The following is a 19,854-nucleotide window of genomic DNA, read 5'->3' as shown; positions in this document are numbered from 1 at the left end:
ATTTATTCTGTTCTTCTTTCTGTGACTTGTATATTACGTATCTCATTATTTGCATTCACTACCGGAAAATACATCAACTCCACTTTCGCCGGATTAAGTGAATAGGTCCCTGTATAACGCGGGAGCAACGAAATGCGGAAAAGATGTTTTCCTACTGGTAACTTCTCACAAAAGATAACGGTTTTTTCTTTAAAATATTCGCGATGTACCTCCGAAATATTACTATTTATTTTAGAATTATAGCTACAGGATGCAGGAATCGGTACTTCCAGCATCACATATTCTGCTCCAGCTTGCTTTACATTGAGAGTGACCACCAGTGTAGCAGGTTCTCCTGCTTTCAACCGGTCACCACCCTCAAAAACAGACTGTACTTCAAATGCATCACCCCCATTAGCTTCCGTCACCCGCTTTACGATAGATGAACTAAGTATTAGAGGTATCCCCTCTTTACGGGTCAGCACCAGAGACTCGCCGGCAGCTAAACGGATGGTATAAGGAAACTCTGTTATTTGCCGATTTTCCTTTCCTGTGAGTTCTACAATTGCCGGAACACCTTGTTGAGATTGCCCATCCAGTAAATCATCCAACACAGTTGCCACTGCCAAAGAAGCCTGGTAAGTATTCCAACCCGTATTTCGCGTACGAAGAATATGCCATTGCATTGCTTCTTTTAAGTGACTCAAAGAAGGTTCACTCTTGATTATCCGATAAGCGATCAGCGTATTTTCCAATCCGGTGTAATCACAGTAGGATAATCTTCGGTCGTCCGTACAATATACTCCACCCAGCGCATCTTCTTTCAGGTACCTGCGAATACTGTCGGCCACACTAACCTGCGATTGTAACATCTCCCAAAGCAACAGTTTTTCTTTGAGACAGGATTGAGGTAAATACGATTTATCAGCTTCTTTTAAGGTATTTTCTTTTGCCTCACATTGCTCTACCAATGGATTCAGCAAGCGGAATATTGCCGCATAATCCTGTTCCGCCCCCCAATACCACAAAGCATGCAACAGGTATACATCCTCTAATCGTTTCCCTCTGAAAGGCTGTGCCAATTCATAACGTACTCTCAATTTATCTAAGTTAATCCGAACCTCATAACCATCTTCCATAGCCATCTTCAAGGCTTTCAGAATATGTCCCGACATCCATAAAGAAGATTCTGTCGTACGTCCCCACCATCCCCAAAGCTGTTCGTCATTCTGATTATTGACCAGACGGCGAATAATCTTTATTATCTCCTTCTCACCCGTAAACTTTTCAGCTTTATAATAAGCTATCTTTTTTTGTCCCAACAGCCCTATCAGTTTAGAAGCCAATTGTTCATTACACCAATAACGATATCTCCCTAAATAATTAACAGCATCCTGATAACTATCTAACTGGCTTCCGCTAAGTTCCACCCTGACTTCCTCCCCCGGCCCGGCTTTCACCTTCACCGTTTCATCCTTTTGCAAAACACAAAGAGATCCTTTTGACAACTCAGTCCCCTGTGCAACTACAGGAATCATATGCTCTTCTCCATCTCTGTAACCATCGTCACGAGTAAAAATATAACCGACCTTCATACTATCCGACGTGGTAACCTGCACAGGCAATCCTATACTATAAGTTCCTTTTAATCTTACCTCCTGTCTCATCAACGTGTCGGCCTCAACACAAAAAACGGTACTCCCTTTTACCTCTTCCTCTTTCGTATAATTACGTATTGTCCCAGTAAAATTAGTTGTATCGCCCACAGTCAGGAAACGCGGTGTTTTCAATTCCGCCATCAGCGGTTTGTAGGATTGTATCGACTGACGGTAAGTACCGGAATTCAGTTTACGATTCATAGCATAAACCACTGCATCCCATTTTGTTATATTATCAGGAAAAGTCACATTAAACTGCGCTTTGCCTTCTTTATCCGTATACAACTTCGGTTCCCAAAAACCTACATCAGAGAAATTACGACGAAGCCCGTTCAGTTGCATCAATTCATCATACAGCTTATGTTCAGCCTCTTCAGAAGTTTTCGCCTCTTCATCCGGAAGTTCTTCTTCGGGAGGGATAGCATCAGCACCACTTCTCGTAGTTGTAGTTAAAAGACCACTCACAGAACCGGCGAGAGCAGACCGGACTCTGGTTCCATACCCCGTTACTACTACTTCATCAAGCGCCAAATTATCCTCCTTCATCATAACAATCAACTCCGTATTAGGCCTTACTTCCACTTCCTTTGTTTGCATTCCGATAAAACTGAATTCCAGCGTACTATTACCTCCACGTTCGCACATCAACTCAAAATATCCGTCAATATCTGTAACAGCACCATTTCTGGTTCCCTTCTCTACGACCGAAACGCCAGTCAACGGTTCGTCATCTCCTTCAATATATACATAACCAGACACTTTATCTCTGCCTGCCCAACGCGTTTTCGTCAGCCTTAATTCACGATAAGCCGGTTTCAAAGAGAACGTACCAAGGTGTCTTTGCAATGCCAACCACTGTGAAGAGAGAGAATCCCGCTCGTGCCATACCGACATTTCCATATTGATATCCACATGATGACAAGGACGCAATTCAATACTATCCCGTTTCAGATATTTCCCGTTATTATAAAGAACAATAATATTATATACACCTGTAGGGATCTCAAGATTCCTGTTCCCATTTTTAACAATCATATCCGGATAAGAAACTTTCCGGGTAATCCGATCTTCAAATAATAAACCAGCCACTCCGGTAGAGTCTTTTTCTACGGGTAACCGAAGATTTAGCGCTTTATCCGATTGGGCAATGCAGATGTTTTGCGGATGCCAGGCATTTCTCTGCCTGCATTTCTCTACAAACTGCCGAAATACTTCCGGTGTGAAATAAAAATCATTCAGGTTGGTTATTACATCAGTAGATGAAAAACTAAGATATTCAGGACAAAGCTCTTCTGAATATTTATAAACCACATTGCCTTCAAATTCATAAGCAAAACCACCCTCGTGCCGATACTCTACCCCATTGGCATACTTCCAATATCCCGGCTCTACCGGACCAACCAATACACTTTTCATACGCGGAAGTGCGTAATTGAGATAAACCGGACACATCTTGCCAAATTCTCCCTCCAGACAAGTATATTCTACTCCATCCGGTACGGGAAGACGACAGAGATAAGACTGGTACCGTTCTTCCTCTTTACGGGAAAAAACAGTTCGCCCCTGCCTGTCCCGGATTGTTTTCAGCCAGACTGTTTTTGCTTCCTCCGGAACCTGCTCCATATCCAGGCTCAGGATGGTCTTCTTTCCTTTCTCAAATGAGATAGAATCCAACACAATAGCCCTGTCACACAAGCGTATAGTCACTTTTTGTTTGGATGATTCGGACGGTATCCGGAAAGAGTATCCTTGCGGTTGTTTAGTCCACGAAAAGTAACAAGGCTTATCATTCAATTCTATCACATAAATAGTTACGGACTTCCCTCCCATCATCACGTAAGGTGCAAACTGAGTACTGCCATCGGGTGTATCCATCACATGTCTGAACAATTGCCCGGAAGGATATATGAACCGATAATAAGGCAAGCGATCAAGATGCGCCAATCTATTCCAATGTTCAAAATCCAATGAGGCAGAATGCAAATAGTTTTTCTGCTTCATCGAGTAACTCGCCCGTTGCTCACGTGCCTGTGGTTCGGCTCCATAATAAGGCAAATCAGGTATATCATATCCCAACTGAGAGTTTACAGAAAAAGCGGTAAGATCTACATTCGGCACAGGCTCTCCGTATCTATCGCGTACGTGTAATGTAGCATCTACTCTCTGTCCCGGATAAATTCGCTTCGGCAGATTCGTTTCCACAGACAGGCTGTTGGGGTAAACACGATACACACGTTTCAGTGATCTCTCTTCATTTCCCATGAAATAGAACACTTCAATGTAATAAACCGCTCGAGTATCAATGTCACCAATATGCAAGTCCAGCTCCTTTCCCGCCCCCTTTTGCAAAAGCTGATTACCTTGATAGACATACCACGACACATCCAAATTCAAAGGATTCGTCAGGCAAGCTTTCAATGAGTCGCTATCTATCTCCCCTTTCAAATCCAACTGACTATTCATATCTGCTACTGCAATACGTGATTCGTAGTTAAAAGCCGGTACTCTTAAAAGATAACCCGTAGCAGCCTGGCTAAATTTCTGCTCATAAGGTAGATGAATCTTCAGGATCTTTTTATCATTCCCACATATTAACTCAGCTTCTACACTTCTCTCCACTCCCTTGTCTAAAAATGCAAAACGTAAAGAGTCCCCCCGGGTATGATACTGCAATTCGTAGTGTGAATGATAAAAAGTGGCACGGCATCGTTGTTCTCTCCGCTCATTGTCCGGCGTCAGTAAAAGTACATTCACCTCGTATGCGCAATCTGACGGACCAAATATATCGGCAGGAATCTCAAGATGCGTTTTCCCTGCTGCATCCAGACTGATACGGCGAAACATCAAGGTATCCGGCAATGACAGTACACTTATGTAAGAATGCAGTATTGTGCGAAGCCGAACGGTGATCTCCACCTCCATTTCTTGCAAAGGCAATCCATTGGCATCTGTCGCAACAACCTCCAACTTATTTACCTGCGAAGCGTACTGCACATCCGAATGAAGCTTAGCTTCCAATTTACTTCCTGTCAATTCATAGTCTTCATAACGAAAATTGGTAGTAGCCGCTACCCGTCCCCGTTTATCACGTAACTGGATAGAGTATAGACGGTCGAGTTCCAGCTTCAATGAATCGTCCAACTGGAATTCTCCGGCAAAACCTCCCGGATGATAGGGAAGCAAAGTTAATATTTTTTTAAACTGATATCCCTTTGTCCGCATCCACAAAGAAAGCTCCTGCTTCAATGGGTGTCTGTTGCCGGACAAGGCATATGATTTGAAACGAACCGTTTCACCCGGTTTGTATTTATTTTTATCTGTTATCATATAGCTATAAAAGCTGGGACGACTCTCCTCCCGATTCCAATAATCTGAATACCAGGAAGGAACGAGATGTTTTTTCAGGTCGAAAACAGCCCGAAACTTATCCAACTCAACAGTAAGAATATGATCTTCTTCTTCCGACCAGTCTTCATAACTATATGTTTGGCTGGAGTTATCATACGAGAGACGGTTATAATCCAGACGTACTTTGGCATCATTACGGATATCACCTTCGGCATCTACCACCTGCAAAGTAAGTGCGCCATATTCTTTGAAAAGAAATACCTGAAAAGGAATAACAGGATGATAGCTGTAATTAATTTTATTTCTCTCAATATTGGCAAAAATAAAATGTCCCTCAGCCGGTTGTTCTTCCCATTTCTCCGAGAAAGAAGTAAAAGGAGTAGTAAGCACTCTCTCCCAGTCCTTAGGGCGGAAACGTCCTTTAAGAAGTTTCAATACTTCCTTATCGCTGAGCTTGAAAACAAAAGTTTCATCCGGAACATCTTTCCAGACCAGAGGTTGTGCAAGAGTAGACAGGGAGACGAGTAGTAATCCCAATACACAGAAGTTTTTTATCATACTTCGGGAGACATTCATAGCATTCCTTTTCGTCATTTATGAAGGCATTACAGTGTTCAAAGATACAAAGTTTCTTTTAAATTATTGATAAGGAAAAGGCAAAGAACAAGAAAGTAAGTTCTAATAAGTGATTGTTCTATGATCGAGATACACAGTACATACCTACTTGCAATTTGACAAAGTGACATTCCTGATCCTCTGGAATCCTCTAATTCAGGGAAGGTTTCTCACAAGTGATAAAAATCTTCGGCATTTCCAGTTTTGACAATTCTCATTGTACGGTTTTCGGAAAATTACATAACAAAAACATCTTATTCTTTTGATATTCGTTACACAATTCAACTTTATAAATCTCTTTAACTATACTTTTAACAATTAATATTGGGGTGAATTTAGTCGTCAGTTAGCATCCGAAAACGTCTTTTAAGGCGGTTTTATTTTTTCTCGTAGAGTCTCGAGTCGTTTCTCTACGAGGTTCAAGTTGTTCCTCGTAGAGGAACCGAACTTATCATATAGGGAAAATTAAGATAACATGCCGGGTAAATATGCATAACTATCCAAATAAAGGAAGATTATGCAATAAAACAGGGGTAATAATTTACATTATTATGCAATTTATTCTCCAGTTATAGCAATGATTAGAATAAGTGTGTTATAAAAAGCGATCATATAAGAACAAAAAGACAGGATAACTGCATTTTCTTGAAACTTTTACTAATTCCATCATGGTATTGCATTCGATAACATAAGAAAACAAATGTGTATTGGTGAGGAAAGGGATTATTTCTCTACTTACTCTCACTTTTCCAGTATTTTCTTTGATTAGTCAATAATAAATCCTTATATTGCGAACATTATCATTAGCAACTGCTACAATGAAGAAATCGTTAACCATATTCTTCGTCATCTTATGTAGTTGGCACCTATATGCTCAATTACCCATTATTCCGGTCCCCCAGCCCGCCACTATGGACACTTATGGAATAAACATCAACCCACAAACTCATTCCAGTACCCCATCTCCCTTTATTAAAAGAGCACAGTCTAATGCATATGATCCTAATGAATTAGAGCGACGTAATCAAAGAACACAACAAGAGATAGATGCAGCAGTCAGTATGATGAAAGAGATTGAGGAGTGCCAAAACATAGCTTACTCTCTGGCACAACGCGGTTTTCCATCCCAGGCAGGCGTACCCGGTACGGAATTCTTTCGTTCTGCCTATCAGGAACTCAGCAGCATGTTATCCGATTCCATTCCTCTAAATATTGAAAGAGCCGTCTTTCTGATAGAAAATGCCTATTCGGGTAATCAATTGAACTTTGATAATTTCCAAAAGAGTATCAATGAAAGAGTGGACTATTGCAAATGGCGAATGAAAGAATTAAAACTTGACCCACATGACGGACTGGCCCAAAACATGGTAATCTTCAGTCTGCTTACCGATACGTTGAATATCAGGCAACCCGGAACGGAAAAGACAATCACCCACTATCCCTTGAAATACAATTTGGATGACTACGACAGCCAAAAGAATTTCACCAGCCATTTTGTTACAACTCTGCTGGCAACCAATGTAGGGCAGTGTCATTCCATGCCTCTTCTCTATCTGATTCTGGCAGAAAGATTGGGAGCAAAAGCTTATCTCTCTTTAGCACCCCGACATTCGTTTGTGAAGATACAGGATGATAAGGGTGCCTGGTATAATTTGGAGCTAACCTGTCGCTCCGTTTTAAGCGATTATCACTATATGAATAGTAGTTATATCAAAAGTGAAGCTATTCGTAACAAACTTTATATGACGCCACTAAGCAAAAAGGAAACAGTTGCTTCCCTGCTTACCATGTTAGGACAATATTACCTTATAAAATATGGTTATGATCCATTCATTTTGAATTGTATACACACAGCAGAGATTTATGCACCGCATGATATCTATAGTAAGATTATGGAAGCTAATTATGAAACCAGACTGACCTTAGAAATTGCCCGATTATTGAACGCTCCCAATCCGGAAACTTTAAAAAGAATCTCTCCGGAAGCTTACAAACATCATGAACGTATGCACCAACTTTACAAAGAAATTGACGATAGCGGTTATGAAGATATGCCCAAAGAGATTTACGCACGCTGGTTGCGTCATGTGGATAAACTCAAAAAAGAGGACGTTAAACACCCTCAGCCCGTTATGAGAAAAACAGTGAAATAATAATCTTAAATAAGATACGGATATGAAGAAATTTACAGGACTCGTCATTTTAGTAATTGCAACTTGTTTTGAGTTGCAAGCGCAGCATGCTGAAGGCAATCCGTTTACCCGTTTAGGTTATAAAGCAGATGTATATACTTTTGGCGAAAAGAAAGAATTTCACGATCAGGAGGAGATTGTGGAAATTGGTGAGGTATTATTCAATACAAAAACAAACGAAGTAGTTGGATTTGTGGACGATACAGACTCACTGATCGAATTAAAGCCGGAATTACAAAGTATGTCGATTGACCCACATTGTGAAAAGTATTATTCAATCAGTCCTTATGCATATTGTATGAATAACCCGGTGAAGTACATTGATCCGGACGGAAAAGATTGGATTGTTGCAAATGGCACAACTAATTATGAATGGAGAAATGATATTACATCAAAGTCAACAATGCCGGAAGGATATCAATATGTAGGATCTGCCAATTCCGATATACTTACGCATCTGGGGTTAAATTATTCGTTTCCAACATTAAATACTAATAAATTGGGATCAATAGCTTCAGATGCAGAGTTAGGTAGGTATGCTATCTCTCATATGGTAAATGTAAAAGAAAATAGTAATGCTACAATTGACACCAACATTTCTTACAATAATGGAGAAAGGGTATTTAACGGAGTTCAAATAAAAGTAATAGAAGTCAGTTCTAGTTCAAATGTAGATGGAAATTTGGAAAGTAATGGTATGGTCAATGTTCAATATGGCAGTAAAACTTATACTTCCACTTTAAAGACACCAAACGGAGCACAAGTGCTTCCAGAAGGTTCATCTGTAAAAACCTCAACGATAGATATTCCAAAAGCAGGCTTATCCACAAGTTCTAAACTATCTCAGATTCAAATAAGTGGAAACTGGTGGGTTAGTACTCCAGGCGGTCAAACTCCTGTTACAATTTATCCAGGAGGTAATGTGTTACCTATACCTATTTCATTTAAACATACGTGGACTGTTAAATAACAAATTTATGTATTATAGAATCACTTATATACTCATTTTATTATCACTATTTTCATCTTGTTCAAATGGAAATAGCGAAAGATGTAACTCTCTTTATGAAAAAGCTCTCAATCACTGGCTTCAATATTCACTAACAGATAGTACATTATGTCTGGAAGAAGCAAAACTATATTTAGATAGTATTGATTGCAAACCTGTAAAAAGAAAAGTTTTTGAACTGAATCTTTCAATTAGGTATTTATTAAAAGACTACGAAGGAGGAAAGAAATATGTTGAATCATTTAATTCATCAGATTTCTCAACTAATTATAAAAAGGATATGTATATAAAAGCATTTGAAGTTGCTATATTGGAATCTAAAGGTGACACAGTAAATAGAAATCAATTATTCAAAGAACTTATCAATGAGATTCAACTCTATTTAAATAAAAATCCAAACGAAGAATCATTGTATGACCTATTTTTAGTAAAAAGAATAATAGAAGACCAAAATAAGATTCTTAAAGAAATAGAACATATACGTTCATCAAAACAGTATGAAGATAAAGTCATTGATAATATCATTCTGATGTTGACGGCTAACAATAATAAAAATAAGACATTTACATTCAATTGAATAATTCATGAAAGATGGCAAAAGATAATGTATATGATACTTTATTTAGTCTGATCGTGAACAACATTCTACTATATTTTTGACTGTATACAACACTATATGAAATCTATACTGAAATAGAAGATGAAGAAAAATAGAAAGAGAATATTAATAATTATAGCCAGTATTTTCGCAGGGTGTGCACTTACTATTATTGTTATAATTGGTCATGAGTTGTATGAAATACAAGCTGCCGCGGAACAAGCTTTTACTAAACAGAAATCTTATTTTAGACAATCTAGTTTTTCTGGTAAAATCATAAAACGCTATCCATATCAACTCATGATAAAATATGATTCAACTGCAATTCTACCTCCAATGGGACATCAATTTTTTTATGATTATTACTTTTTCGAACCGGATGACAGCACTGTACTGATCAACGTACCCGAATCCATTTATAAGATTACAGAATTAAATGATTCTGTTATAAAAGAAAAAGGTTCTGATTCACTCAGAATAAATCAACATACATATAGATTATTAAGTGAAAAACGATTAGAGTGGTTACCTCGGGACAAATGATTTATACCGAAAATGTAAATGTACAATGGTATAGTTAGAATATCAGAATACAAATTCATGTAGTAACTCTTTAAAATATTGATAAAGAAAAACCATGTAAAAACGTCAAGAAATCCATTACTATATTCTGACGCAAAAAAAATTTATTTCATGAAAAACTAAGTATACAATGAAAACATTATTTTCTAAAAAGAATATCAAAACGTTGTCGATACTATTGATTATTGATATAATTATGGTTGGTTGTTGGACACTGTACACTCAACCTGATAGTAGCCTTAGTATTATTTTATTATTTATTATTCCTATAGTATTTTTAGCCAATTTAGTGATTGCTGGCATATTCTATTTTATCAAGATGTATTATACACCTTTTTTAGTGATTAATGCTTTCTTATCTTCTTTTTTAGTGTACCTTTTTTTTGTACAGTATATTGAAATTAACAGACGTATTAATATGGATAGTTGGGAGTTTTTTATTGACGGAGTCAAATATACCATATCGTGTGACGGCATTAATAGAGATGGTAGTTATTATAGTATCGAATATAGCCCTGAACTGGGTTTATCAATTGGTGGTGAGAATGAAAGAGGAATTGTTTTCGCTCGAAACGATACTGTATATTTTACTGCCGTAGATAGTACAATATATTTTATTTACAATAATTATTTATATGGATATAAAAATATCGACAAAATAAAAGTCAAAAAGAAGTATTAAATTAGAGCTTGCTAAATAATTGAGTAATAATTCTTGTTATAACATAATTTTCCCATATCTATACTCAGCAAAATCAATAATAGAAGATGAAGAAAAACAGAAAGAGAATATTAATAATTATAGCCAGTATTTTCACAGGATGTGCACTTACTATTATTGTTATAATTGGTCATACATTGTATGAAACACAGACAGATTTGGAACATATTTTTACCAGACAGAAATCTTATTTTAGACAATCTAGTTTTTCTGGTAAAATCATAAAACGCTATCCATATCAACTCATGATAAAATATGATTCAACTGCAATTCTACCTCCAATGGGACATCAATTTTTTTATGATTATTACTTTTTCGAACCGGATGACAGCACTGTACTGATCAACGTACCCGAATCCATTTATAAGATTACAGAATTAAATGATTCTGTTATAAAAGAAAAAGGTTCTGATTCACTCAGAATAAATCAACATACATATAGATTATTAAGTGCAAAACGATTGGAGTGGTTACCTCGGGTCAAATGATTTATACCGAAAATGTAAATGTACAATGGTATGGTTAGAACACTGGTCTAAAAAGCACAATCGATAATCTGTGGAAGACCCTACACTGGACAACTAAATCTATACCCAGTGGAATAAAATGGTATATAAAATAATCAATTACAATCATTTATGAATCCCATTAAAATAACATTGCTTACTTTAATAACAGTAATAATATTATTAGTCATATGTGGAACTATCTTTATTCAAAAAATCAAGGTAGATGCTCTTACTTTTTTGGTATATTCTTTTTATCTAACCCCTTTTATTTGTATGACATCTTTTGTTATAAGTTCATTTTTTTATCGTTCCTGGATAAAGAAACACAAAATAATTACTATTATAATCTTAACTATTTTAATCAGTTGGGTATCGATACTATTTTCTATATAAGTTCACTTTAAATACGGTAGCAGCAAGCAACTTACAGATATATAAAACATAGTGCCAGGTAGGTAATTTATTAAAATTAAAACAAAATCAATAATAGAAGATGAAGAAAAACAGAAAGAAGTAAAGATTATAGAATATGGAAACAAAAAAATCGCTAATACCAATTTATGAGTTAGAATTTTCGGATGGTATTTCTTTGAAAATTCATGTAAAGAAAGCAAAAACAGGTATACTAAGTATTATTTTATTTTTTGCACTTTCAATCTTTTTTATTCCGATTATATTCTTTATATATTTGGCTACAACCGGTGAAGGTATTCCTTTGGGGTTCATTATCACTTGCATCGTAGGCTTTCTTTCTTCTGGTTATCTATTGAAATTATATTTGTGGAATAAATATGGAACAGAGGTCATTATTATACAAAAGAAATGCTTAATTCTATATTATGATTACAAGCTATTCAAAGACAATTACCAAAAAATTCATTTTGAGTCGATTCAAGTTTATTTTGAGGACAATGGTATATTAATGAATGCCTCTCAAAGAGTCAGTGATCTCAAGGAAAATGCGAATATAAACAATGTGATTTGTTTTAATTTAGATGGTAAAGATGTAAAATCAGAAGGCGAAATACCTCTTGAAGAGATTATAAAAATCAGTAACTATTTACGTCAAACCAATTAACAAGCAGCACATATAAAATAAGAGTTCACATGTATCAAAATGAAATAGAAAAATTAAATAAAAAGTGTAGGATTTACCTTCTGTACATAATGACATGTATCATAGCATTACCTGTATATTCTCAAGCTACCTACATCAAAGAACAACTGACTCTCACCAATATGCTATCCGGCAAAGACTCCATGGATCTGCAAAAAGCAGTCTACGCCGTAGAAAATGCTTATTACAACGGCAACCTGAATGAAGAGATATTCAATCAGCAAATAGAATGGTATACTAATTTTTGCCGCGGTATTATGCAATCCGGCGATATCCGTTATGAAGGACAAGGAGACGAGCAAGCAGCCAAGGCACAATGCGCCGTTTTCGTTTTCATGACAGATTCCATTCCTATGCAAGTTGGAGACACAGTAGCATGGCATACTCCATTTGAATATAACTTTGATGATTACGCCGGACGGGAAAACTGGAACAACATGTTTGTATCACGTATGATGGAAACGAAAAAAGGAAATTGCCACTCCATGCCACTACTCTACAAATTAATTATGGATAAACTCGGTGAGAAGTGCTGGTTATCACTGGCCCCTAACCATATGTACATAAAAGCATGGAACAAACGGGCAGGCTGGTATAATATAGAACTAACCTGTGCCGATTTTCCCACAGATGCCTGGTTGACAGCATCCGGATACATCCATCTGGATGCGATCAGAAATGGCATATATATGGATACTCTCTCCGTTCGGCAATCAATAGCTCTGTGTCTGACTGATTTAGCTCAAGGATACATGCACAAGTATGGGAGCGGAGACGGGCATTTCATTGTACAATGTTGTGATACGGCTTTGAAGTATTATCCGGACTATATCAATGCATTATTGCTAAAAGCACAAATTGTAACACAACAATATAAACAAAGCCCTTCTGTCACCATAAAGAAACAGATGAATGAGCTATACAGCAGAATTCATCAACTTGGGTATCGAAAAATGCCGACTGATATGTATTTAAATTGGCTCTATTCATTAAACGAATATAGCAACGAATACCGGATAAAGAAAATAATCAGCTATAAACAAAAATGAGTAATTACAAGGTTGTACACTTTTGCATAACAAAAGTGTACAACCTGACTATGCAAGAATGTACATTCTTGTTATACCAAAGCGTACACTCTTATATCAACTCATTATCAGCGCTTTACAAACAGACATAAGTTACGATAATCTGTCTTTCAAAACCTGTGGTAACTCAGGCATAGCGCCACTCTGAGTACATACATATGCAGAAACTTCAACTGCCAGTTTATGGGCTTCGGGCACACTCTTACCCTTCAATAACGAAGCACAGAAAGCAGCCGTAAACGAATCACCTGCCCCCACCGTATCGGCTACCGGTACTCTGGGTGTCTCCTGGAAAGAGACTACGCCCGGAGTAAATACATAGCTCCCGTTGGTTCCACAGGTCAGTATTAACATCTTCAAATTGTATTTAGCGAGGAGGATCCAGCATTTGTCCTGAAGATCGATACCCGGATAACCGAACATACGGCTGATAGCAACCAATTCTTCATCATTAATCTTCAGTACATTGCAACGCTGGCAAGACTCACGAATGATTTCTTTGGTATAAAACCCCTGACGAAGATTGATATCGAATATCTTCAACTGCTCATCTCCATCGGGCATCGCGTCAAGAAAACGATTGATAGAAACACGACTCACTTCATTGCGTTGCGCCAGCGAACCAAAGCAGAAAGCACGAGTACTGAGCGCCAAGCGTTTCAGATCATCAGTAAATGGAATATTGTCCCAGGCTACCCCCTCTTTAATCTCATAAAGAGGTATACCAGCGCTATCGAGCGTTACCTGTACGGTTCCGGTAGGATAATTCACCACTTGCAACTGATGCTTCAACTGCTTTTCTTTGAATACCTCAAGGATTTCATCCCCTAACGCATCATTGCCAACAGCACTTACCACACGGCTGTCAAATCCAAACTGCGATACATGATAAGCGAAGTTTGCCGGAGCACCACCTATTTTTTTTCCTTCGGGCAGCACATCCCATAGTGCCTCACCCATTCCTACGATTATGTTATTCATACTAATTTACGATTAAACTATTTACAACTTAAATTACTTTTTAATGCGGAAAGTGTAGAATAAGAGATATGCTACTCCAACCGTCATTACGGCTACCGCACCGCTCTGTCCGATGGCGTCAGAAGCAACTCCCATTGCCAAAGGGAAAATTGTTCCTCCGAAAAGCCCCATGATCATCAAACCGGAAACTTCATTTTTCTTATTCGGCATAAACAATAATACCTGAGAGAAAATGATAGGAAATACATTTGAATTACCAAATCCTATAAAAGCAATACAAATGTAAATCATCATCAAGTCATGGAAAATAAACAATCCTGCCATTGCCATCAACATAAAAAACACACTGATAGCAAAGAAAGTTTTAGATGACATTTTACGCAGAATAAAGGATCCTAAAAGACAACCTATGGTACGGAAGATAAAATACAGACTGGTTGCGAAACCTGCATCTGCTAATGTCATGCCTAAACGCTCCATAAGAATCTTCGGAGCAGTAGTATTTGTACCCACATCAATCCCCACATGACACATAATCCCGACGAATGAAAGTAAAATAAAAGGTTTACCCAACAAAGCCAGGCACTGCATAAAAGTAGAAGGCTTTCCTTCTTCCGGTTCTTCTACTATCGATGTAGCATTCAGTAACAGAATGGCAACAATCGATATAACCATGTAAATGGGGAAAAGTACACGCCAGCCAAGGTCGAATGAAGGAATGGCTTGTGTAGCCCCCCACATAGCGATGTAAGGAGCAAGGAAAGAAGCAATGGCTTTTATAAACTGTCCGAAGGTAAGACTACTGGCAAGTTTGTCACCACTAACAATAGTAGAAAGTAATGGATTCAGTGAAGTCTGCATCAAGGCATTACCAATACCAAGCAAAGAAAACGAAACAAGCATCAATACATAACCATCTCCGAAAATAGGGAGAACCAAAGATGCAAAAGTGATTACAAGACTAAGAAGTACCGTTTTTTTACGTCCGATACGATTCATCAACATACCTGTAGGTACGGAAAAGATAAGAAACCAAAAGAATACCAGTGAAGGAAAGATATTTGCCTGAGCATCTGTCAGACCAAGATCTGCTTTTACATAATTAGAGGCGATACCTACAAGATCAACAAATCCCATAGCAAAGAAACAAAGCATCACCGGGACAAGCTTCGTTAGCGAAGCATTTTTAGTATTTTCCATTATTTTTGAGTTGTTAAGTTGGGAAGTTTTTAAGTTGAGAAGTAGTTAAGTAGAAATGTTTTGCTTAGATAAAGCAGAACTATCCACTACTTACTACTATCTACTTACTACTAACTACTAATTTATACACAGTAAATGAAGTCACATTATAGCTTCCGCCTTTGGCATAAAAACTAATGCGATTGTAAGGTTCCGATGGGAACACAAGGTTCGTCATCGCAAACCGGCCATCGTCGCCGAAAGCTTCAACACTCGATTTATCAATGAACAGACGAAGTTTCATTTCATTACTACCCCCGATAGGAGCCATTGTAACAGTTGGAAAATCTTTGCTGAATGATACATTTCCACTCTTTGTACGATCCATAGAGAATTTCTTCTCAATCAGATTGTAGCTCATCTCCACTTCTTCTCCTTTTGAATTGAATAGTTGAAATCCGATAACTTCGGCATTTTTATTTTTGATAGTCATCTCTATTTCGTAAGTATCCGTGTTGTCGGCAAAAAGCTTATCCATATTATAAGTACGGTCTACTTTGAAAGTACGCTTCTTTATTGCTTTATCACGTAACTTAAGTAACTCCTTGGAAGGAGTACACTTCACGTAAGTCTCCCCATTGAAAGTATAGAGTGAAAGATCACGAGGTACAGAGTTTGCACTACGGTATTGTTGAGTCGGAACATTGTTCGCATATTCCCAGTTACTCATCCATGCCAAAGCGATGTGACGGCCTTCGGGGGCATTACTCCAGGTTACTGTAGCATAATGATCTTTCCCCCAGTCCATCCATTTGGTTAAAGCCGGAGAGTCATTTACAAACTTCTGTCCATCGAATGAACCCACAAAATACTGCGTGGCCGAGCCACCGAACGGCCCCCCCGGATTAAGGTTACAGATAAGTACCCATTTCTTTAATTCAGTGCCTTCGACAGGTAGTTCTATAAGATCAGGACATTCCCATACACCACCGTGAGCCCCCTGTCCTTCACCGAATTTACTTTCCAAAGTCCAGTCTTTCAGGTTAGGAGAAGAATAAAGTTGCATCTCCTGTCCTACAGCAAGAATCATAATCCATTTCTTTGTATCTTCATGCCATATCACTTTCGGGTCACGAAAATCACGTTGGGTGGAAGTAAGAATGGGATTACGGGCATACTTTTTGAATGTCTTTCCGTTATCGAGGCTGTAAGCCATACTCTGTACCTGACGGTCACTTGCCGAGGTATAAAAAGCCACTATGGCTCCGGCACCAAATCCGGCAGTATTGTCTTTATCTACCACACATGAACCACTGAAGATCGTACCCAGTGCATCCGGAGAGATGGCATCGCCATGATGCTTCCAATTTACTAAATCCGTACTGGTAGCATGTCCCCAGTGCATATTACCCCACATAGAACCGTAAGGGTTGTGTTGATAAAACAGATGATAAACACCATCCTTATATACCATCCCATTCGGATCATTCATCCATCCATAAGCTGGTGTAAAGTGATATACCGGACGGAATTTTTCACAATTGGAAATATCATATTCATCAGAAAGTTTCATTTCTTTCCAACATATAGCCGAATCCGGAATAAGCTGAAAATTGAAAGAAAGATGTTTGTTGTCAAATCCGGTAAGGTCGACTGGTACAAAGTAATCTACTTTATTAACAGCCAAACGGACATTCATGTTACGCACTACATCGTTATCAGCTATCATATACAATTTTGCTTCGGGCGAAGCCTCTTCTACCGGAAGAAGCAAAAACTTTTTCTGCTCTTCTATCTGGACAATACTTTGTCCGTCACCTAAATGCTTAACCACGAAAGGAGGATTTATAGCCGGACAAGAACATACAGAAGCGGCAGTCCCTATTATAAACAAGGAAAGTGTTTTTCCGATTTTCCGCCAGGAATCTTTTAAATGAAACATGTTGTTATGGTATTAAGATTTTTAAATTCTACTGCTGCAAAGATAGGCGCCATAGCATAGAACGCCTATCACATTTATTGCAAACTATATTATATTTGTTACATGGGTTCTCATTTGCCCAAGTCTGAATATTCGGTATTTATAATATTTGATTCATTCTATACTAATAATGATACGTCTGTCTTTTATATATTTTACTCAATCATTTATTTCACAGCATTTAATATCAAACAATCTAATCCGAAAATACCACCCGTACCATGGGCCTTTTCATTCTTACCAACCAGCTCTATTTTTAGACGTATTTTTCCATTCTCCGGATCATAGCGTCCGATGCGAATAGCCCCGGAATTAACAACACCATATTCAGGCGCACTGCAACCATCAAACAAGGTTGGAGATTTATGTCCATTTACATAAAAGCCGATAATACCATAATCCGGTGCTTTTGTTCCATGAACAGTTATATCATATGGTTTATTCTCAGGCACCTCAAATTCATATTCAATAAAACTACCAGTTTTCCCATGTGTACAGATCAATTGCTTACTCCCACTCCACTTTCCTTTAGAGAAAGTAAGCATGCCCTGACCATCAGTAAATAGTTCTTCGGATTTTGCTGTGGGAGTTAATTTTTCAAACTCTATCGCATTCGTTGCAATCTTGTAAGCGGCCGGATCCGCTGGTTGAGGCAGTAAAGGACGTGTTACCTCCTCTATCAATGTGCTGTTTTCTGCTTTTGCGTTCAGATCACCATACCAATATACAGTAGCAGCATAATCAACCTCACCCGATATCCAACTCAACATTTCTATATCAAAACGAAGGTGTCTATTAAACGGGATCTGATCCAGACTACGGGTTCGGAAAAATGTATTATACCCGATTGACGTTTCAGCATCTGCACGGGTTGCCCCTCCAAACGGTGTATAGAAAGGAATGACAGGAGCCCAGGAACAATTGTAATAATCTTCTGTGCCTGTGCCAAAATGAGAAGGAAAGTCTTTATCATCATCCACCCATATCTTTTCATCTCCTTCTCCATACCATGCTAATGTATGATTAAAAAGCGATAATACATCTCCTTTATAAACTCCACGCCCATTTAATGTTGCAAAATTCCAATCGATACATGCCGCATCATTATCCGGATTTGCTTCTACATGAATGCCATTTTCCTGTCTCCATGAAGAATGAAAATAAAGGCTGCGTTCATCCCATTTCCAATCATCCACACGTATTTCGATATCAGCTTTTACTGTGGTAGAAGATAGGTTCACAAGTTTAAAAAACGCATTACTCTGATAAGGCATTACCCAACGGCTAAGTACATGCCCTTTGCCATCAGCAGAAACATACCAGCTATCTGATTTGTGTGCTCCCATACCTGCTCCCGAGAAATCACTCAAAGGCACGGTAACTGTCTCCACACCATCAAAACTCATTTTAATAACCTGTTCGCGCATCGCCTGTTCATAATGTACTGAATCCACCTGAATATTTATAGATAATAAACGGACAGCATTCGTTCCTTCGGGCAAAGCAACCGACAATGAATCTTTTGAAAACAACTCTTTGGATTCAGTTAACAATGTTCCCTTCTCATAAGAAGGATAATTCCGGAGTAATGAATCCACATATAATATCTTATCTTTATTCTGCTCTACGAGCTCAACAGAAAAAGTTTCAACTTTTGTTCCTACCGGATAACTACGATAATTTATTCCATAGTATTTAGGAGAAGGCTCAATTGAATCCGGTAATTCAAATGTTATCTTACATCCATTACTATAGGGTATGGGTAAAAACAATGTATTACCTCCTTTTCCATCCGGAGTATAATTCGGATGTTCCTGCACTAATTCTTTACCTATTGACAAACCGGAACGGAGCAAATCATAAGCCGGTATCTCCCATTGGGCATCCCCGGCATGATTAAAATAAAAACGCATTATACCACGTTTATCCATTGTTGTTAACCAGAAACGCGTAATAACGCCCGGACCATCCTGATCAAATAAAACATTTTCTTTTCTCCCATTGATTGTATCAACACGGATTATCCCAAAACCATCATTATTGGCAAACCAGCCTGCTGAGTCCGGATGAACAGAACGGCGGTCGTAACTACTTTCCTGACGGCAAGAAAATGGTATGGCGGGAAAACGGGCACTCTCTTCGTAATCAACCATTTCATCTAATAATGAGCTAAAGGTAATATCATATTTTTCTTGTTTACAAGAAAAAAACGACATCATGCTAAACAACAAAAGCAAACAGCGTGTATAATTCATATCGGCATTCTTTAAAGTTTTATAAAAGAAAGTGAAGAGTCA

The 19,854-nt window shown here is 38.0% G+C and carries 13 protein-coding genes; 8 read left to right on the top strand and 5 right to left on the bottom strand.

Features of this window, described 5'->3' with window-relative positions:
• Window positions 1-2 precede the first annotated feature (2 nt).
• Window positions 3-5,579 (bottom strand): carboxypeptidase-like regulatory domain-containing protein, encoded by a 5,577-nt coding sequence (locus VCM39_RS05695; RefSeq protein WP_322933289.1) that lies wholly within the window; start codon window positions 5,577-5,579, stop codon window positions 3-5.
• An 839-nt stretch (window positions 5,580-6,418) separates the two neighbouring features.
• Here VCM39_RS05695 and VCM39_RS05690 point away from each other — a divergent pair.
• The 8 genes from VCM39_RS05690 to VCM39_RS05655 all read left to right on the top strand — a co-directional run bounded on the left by VCM39_RS05690 (window position 6,419) and on the right by VCM39_RS05655 (window position 13,377).
• The gene (locus VCM39_RS05690; protein ID WP_322933288.1) at window positions 6,419-7,753 is read left to right on the top strand and encodes a hypothetical protein; all 1,335 of its coding nucleotides are present in this window, start codon (window positions 6,419-6,421) and stop codon (window positions 7,751-7,753) included.
• A 22-nt stretch (window positions 7,754-7,775) separates the two neighbouring features.
• The gene (locus VCM39_RS05685) at window positions 7,776-8,762 is read left to right on the top strand and encodes a hypothetical protein (protein ID WP_322933287.1); all 987 of its coding nucleotides are present in this window, start codon (window positions 7,776-7,778) and stop codon (window positions 8,760-8,762) included.
• A 7-nt stretch (window positions 8,763-8,769) separates the two neighbouring features.
• The gene (locus VCM39_RS05680) at window positions 8,770-9,378 is read left to right on the top strand and encodes a hypothetical protein (RefSeq protein WP_322933286.1); all 609 of its coding nucleotides are present in this window, start codon (window positions 8,770-8,772) and stop codon (window positions 9,376-9,378) included.
• 123 nt (window positions 9,379-9,501) lie between these two features.
• The gene (locus VCM39_RS05675; RefSeq protein WP_322933285.1) at window positions 9,502-9,942 is read left to right on the top strand and encodes a hypothetical protein; all 441 of its coding nucleotides are present in this window, start codon (window positions 9,502-9,504) and stop codon (window positions 9,940-9,942) included.
• A gap of 169 nt (window positions 9,943-10,111) precedes the next feature.
• Window positions 10,112-10,663, top strand: a complete 552-nt coding sequence (locus tag VCM39_RS05670; RefSeq protein ID WP_322933284.1) for a hypothetical protein — start codon at window positions 10,112-10,114, stop codon at window positions 10,661-10,663.
• Window positions 10,664-10,749: 86 nt separating this feature from the next.
• Window positions 10,750-11,190: a hypothetical protein gene (locus VCM39_RS05665; RefSeq protein ID WP_322933283.1), complete on the top strand. Its 441-nt coding sequence runs from the start codon at window positions 10,750-10,752 to the stop codon at window positions 11,188-11,190.
• A 550-nt stretch (window positions 11,191-11,740) separates the two neighbouring features.
• Window positions 11,741-12,289: a hypothetical protein gene (locus VCM39_RS05660; RefSeq protein WP_322933282.1), complete on the top strand. Its 549-nt coding sequence runs from the start codon at window positions 11,741-11,743 to the stop codon at window positions 12,287-12,289.
• Between the two features lie 89 nt (window positions 12,290-12,378).
• Window positions 12,379-13,377: a hypothetical protein gene (locus VCM39_RS05655; protein WP_321028964.1), complete on the top strand. Its 999-nt coding sequence runs from the start codon at window positions 12,379-12,381 to the stop codon at window positions 13,375-13,377.
• Between the two features lie 132 nt (window positions 13,378-13,509).
• On the opposite strand, the gene VCM39_RS05650 is transcribed toward VCM39_RS05655, so the two are convergent.
• The 4 genes from VCM39_RS05650 to VCM39_RS05635 all read right to left on the bottom strand — a co-directional run bounded on the left by VCM39_RS05650 (window position 13,510) and on the right by VCM39_RS05635 (window position 19,812).
• Window positions 13,510-14,397 (bottom strand): carbohydrate kinase family protein, encoded by an 888-nt coding sequence (locus VCM39_RS05650; RefSeq protein ID WP_221650805.1) that lies wholly within the window; start codon window positions 14,395-14,397, stop codon window positions 13,510-13,512.
• A 33-nt stretch (window positions 14,398-14,430) separates the two neighbouring features.
• Window positions 14,431-15,597 carry an MFS transporter gene (locus VCM39_RS05645; protein ID WP_221650804.1) on the bottom strand — a complete coding sequence of 389 codons (1,167 nt, stop codon included), beginning with the start codon at window positions 15,595-15,597 and terminating at the stop codon, window positions 14,431-14,433.
• A gap of 100 nt (window positions 15,598-15,697) precedes the next feature.
• Window positions 15,698-17,518: a GH32 C-terminal domain-containing protein gene (locus VCM39_RS05640; RefSeq protein WP_322933281.1), complete on the bottom strand. Its 1,821-nt coding sequence runs from the start codon at window positions 17,516-17,518 to the stop codon at window positions 15,698-15,700.
• Window positions 17,519-17,724: 206 nt separating this feature from the next.
• Window positions 17,725-19,812 carry a glycoside hydrolase family 172 protein gene (locus tag VCM39_RS05635; RefSeq protein ID WP_221650802.1) on the bottom strand — a complete coding sequence of 696 codons (2,088 nt, stop codon included), beginning with the start codon at window positions 19,810-19,812 and terminating at the stop codon, window positions 17,725-17,727.
• Window positions 19,813-19,854 lie beyond the last annotated feature (42 nt).

Source organism: Bacteroides mucinivorans, assembly GCF_034654355.2.
Taxonomy (GTDB): Bacteria; Bacteroidota; Bacteroidia; order Bacteroidales; family Bacteroidaceae; genus Bacteroides; species Bacteroides nordii.
The sequence above is the reverse complement of the archived record's forward strand: the minus strand, read 5'-3'. Positions and strand labels throughout refer to the sequence as shown.

Coding starts and splice junctions, on each gene's coding strand:
- VCM39_RS05695 (WP_322933289.1), bottom strand. CDS start 5,579: ATGACGAAAAGGAATGCTATGAATGTCTCCCGAAGTATGATAAAAAAC.
- VCM39_RS05690 (WP_322933288.1), top strand. CDS start 6,419: ATGAAGAAATCGTTAACCATATTCTTCGTCATCTTATGTAGTTGGCAC.
- VCM39_RS05685 (WP_322933287.1), top strand. CDS start 7,776: ATGAAGAAATTTACAGGACTCGTCATTTTAGTAATTGCAACTTGTTTT.
- VCM39_RS05680 (WP_322933286.1), top strand. CDS start 8,770: ATGTATTATAGAATCACTTATATACTCATTTTATTATCACTATTTTCA.
- VCM39_RS05675 (WP_322933285.1), top strand. CDS start 9,502: ATGAAGAAAAATAGAAAGAGAATATTAATAATTATAGCCAGTATTTTC.
- VCM39_RS05670 (WP_322933284.1), top strand. CDS start 10,112: ATGAAAACATTATTTTCTAAAAAGAATATCAAAACGTTGTCGATACTA.
- VCM39_RS05665 (WP_322933283.1), top strand. CDS start 10,750: ATGAAGAAAAACAGAAAGAGAATATTAATAATTATAGCCAGTATTTTC.
- VCM39_RS05660 (WP_322933282.1), top strand. CDS start 11,741: ATGGAAACAAAAAAATCGCTAATACCAATTTATGAGTTAGAATTTTCG.
- VCM39_RS05655 (WP_321028964.1), top strand. CDS start 12,379: ATGACATGTATCATAGCATTACCTGTATATTCTCAAGCTACCTACATC.
- VCM39_RS05650 (WP_221650805.1), bottom strand. CDS start 14,397: ATGAATAACATAATCGTAGGAATGGGTGAGGCACTATGGGATGTGCTG.
- VCM39_RS05645 (WP_221650804.1), bottom strand. CDS start 15,597: ATGGAAAATACTAAAAATGCTTCGCTAACGAAGCTTGTCCCGGTGATG.
- VCM39_RS05640 (WP_322933281.1), bottom strand. CDS start 17,518: ATGTTTCATTTAAAAGATTCCTGGCGGAAAATCGGAAAAACACTTTCC.
- VCM39_RS05635 (WP_221650802.1), bottom strand. CDS start 19,812: ATGAATTATACACGCTGTTTGCTTTTGTTGTTTAGCATGATGTCGTTT.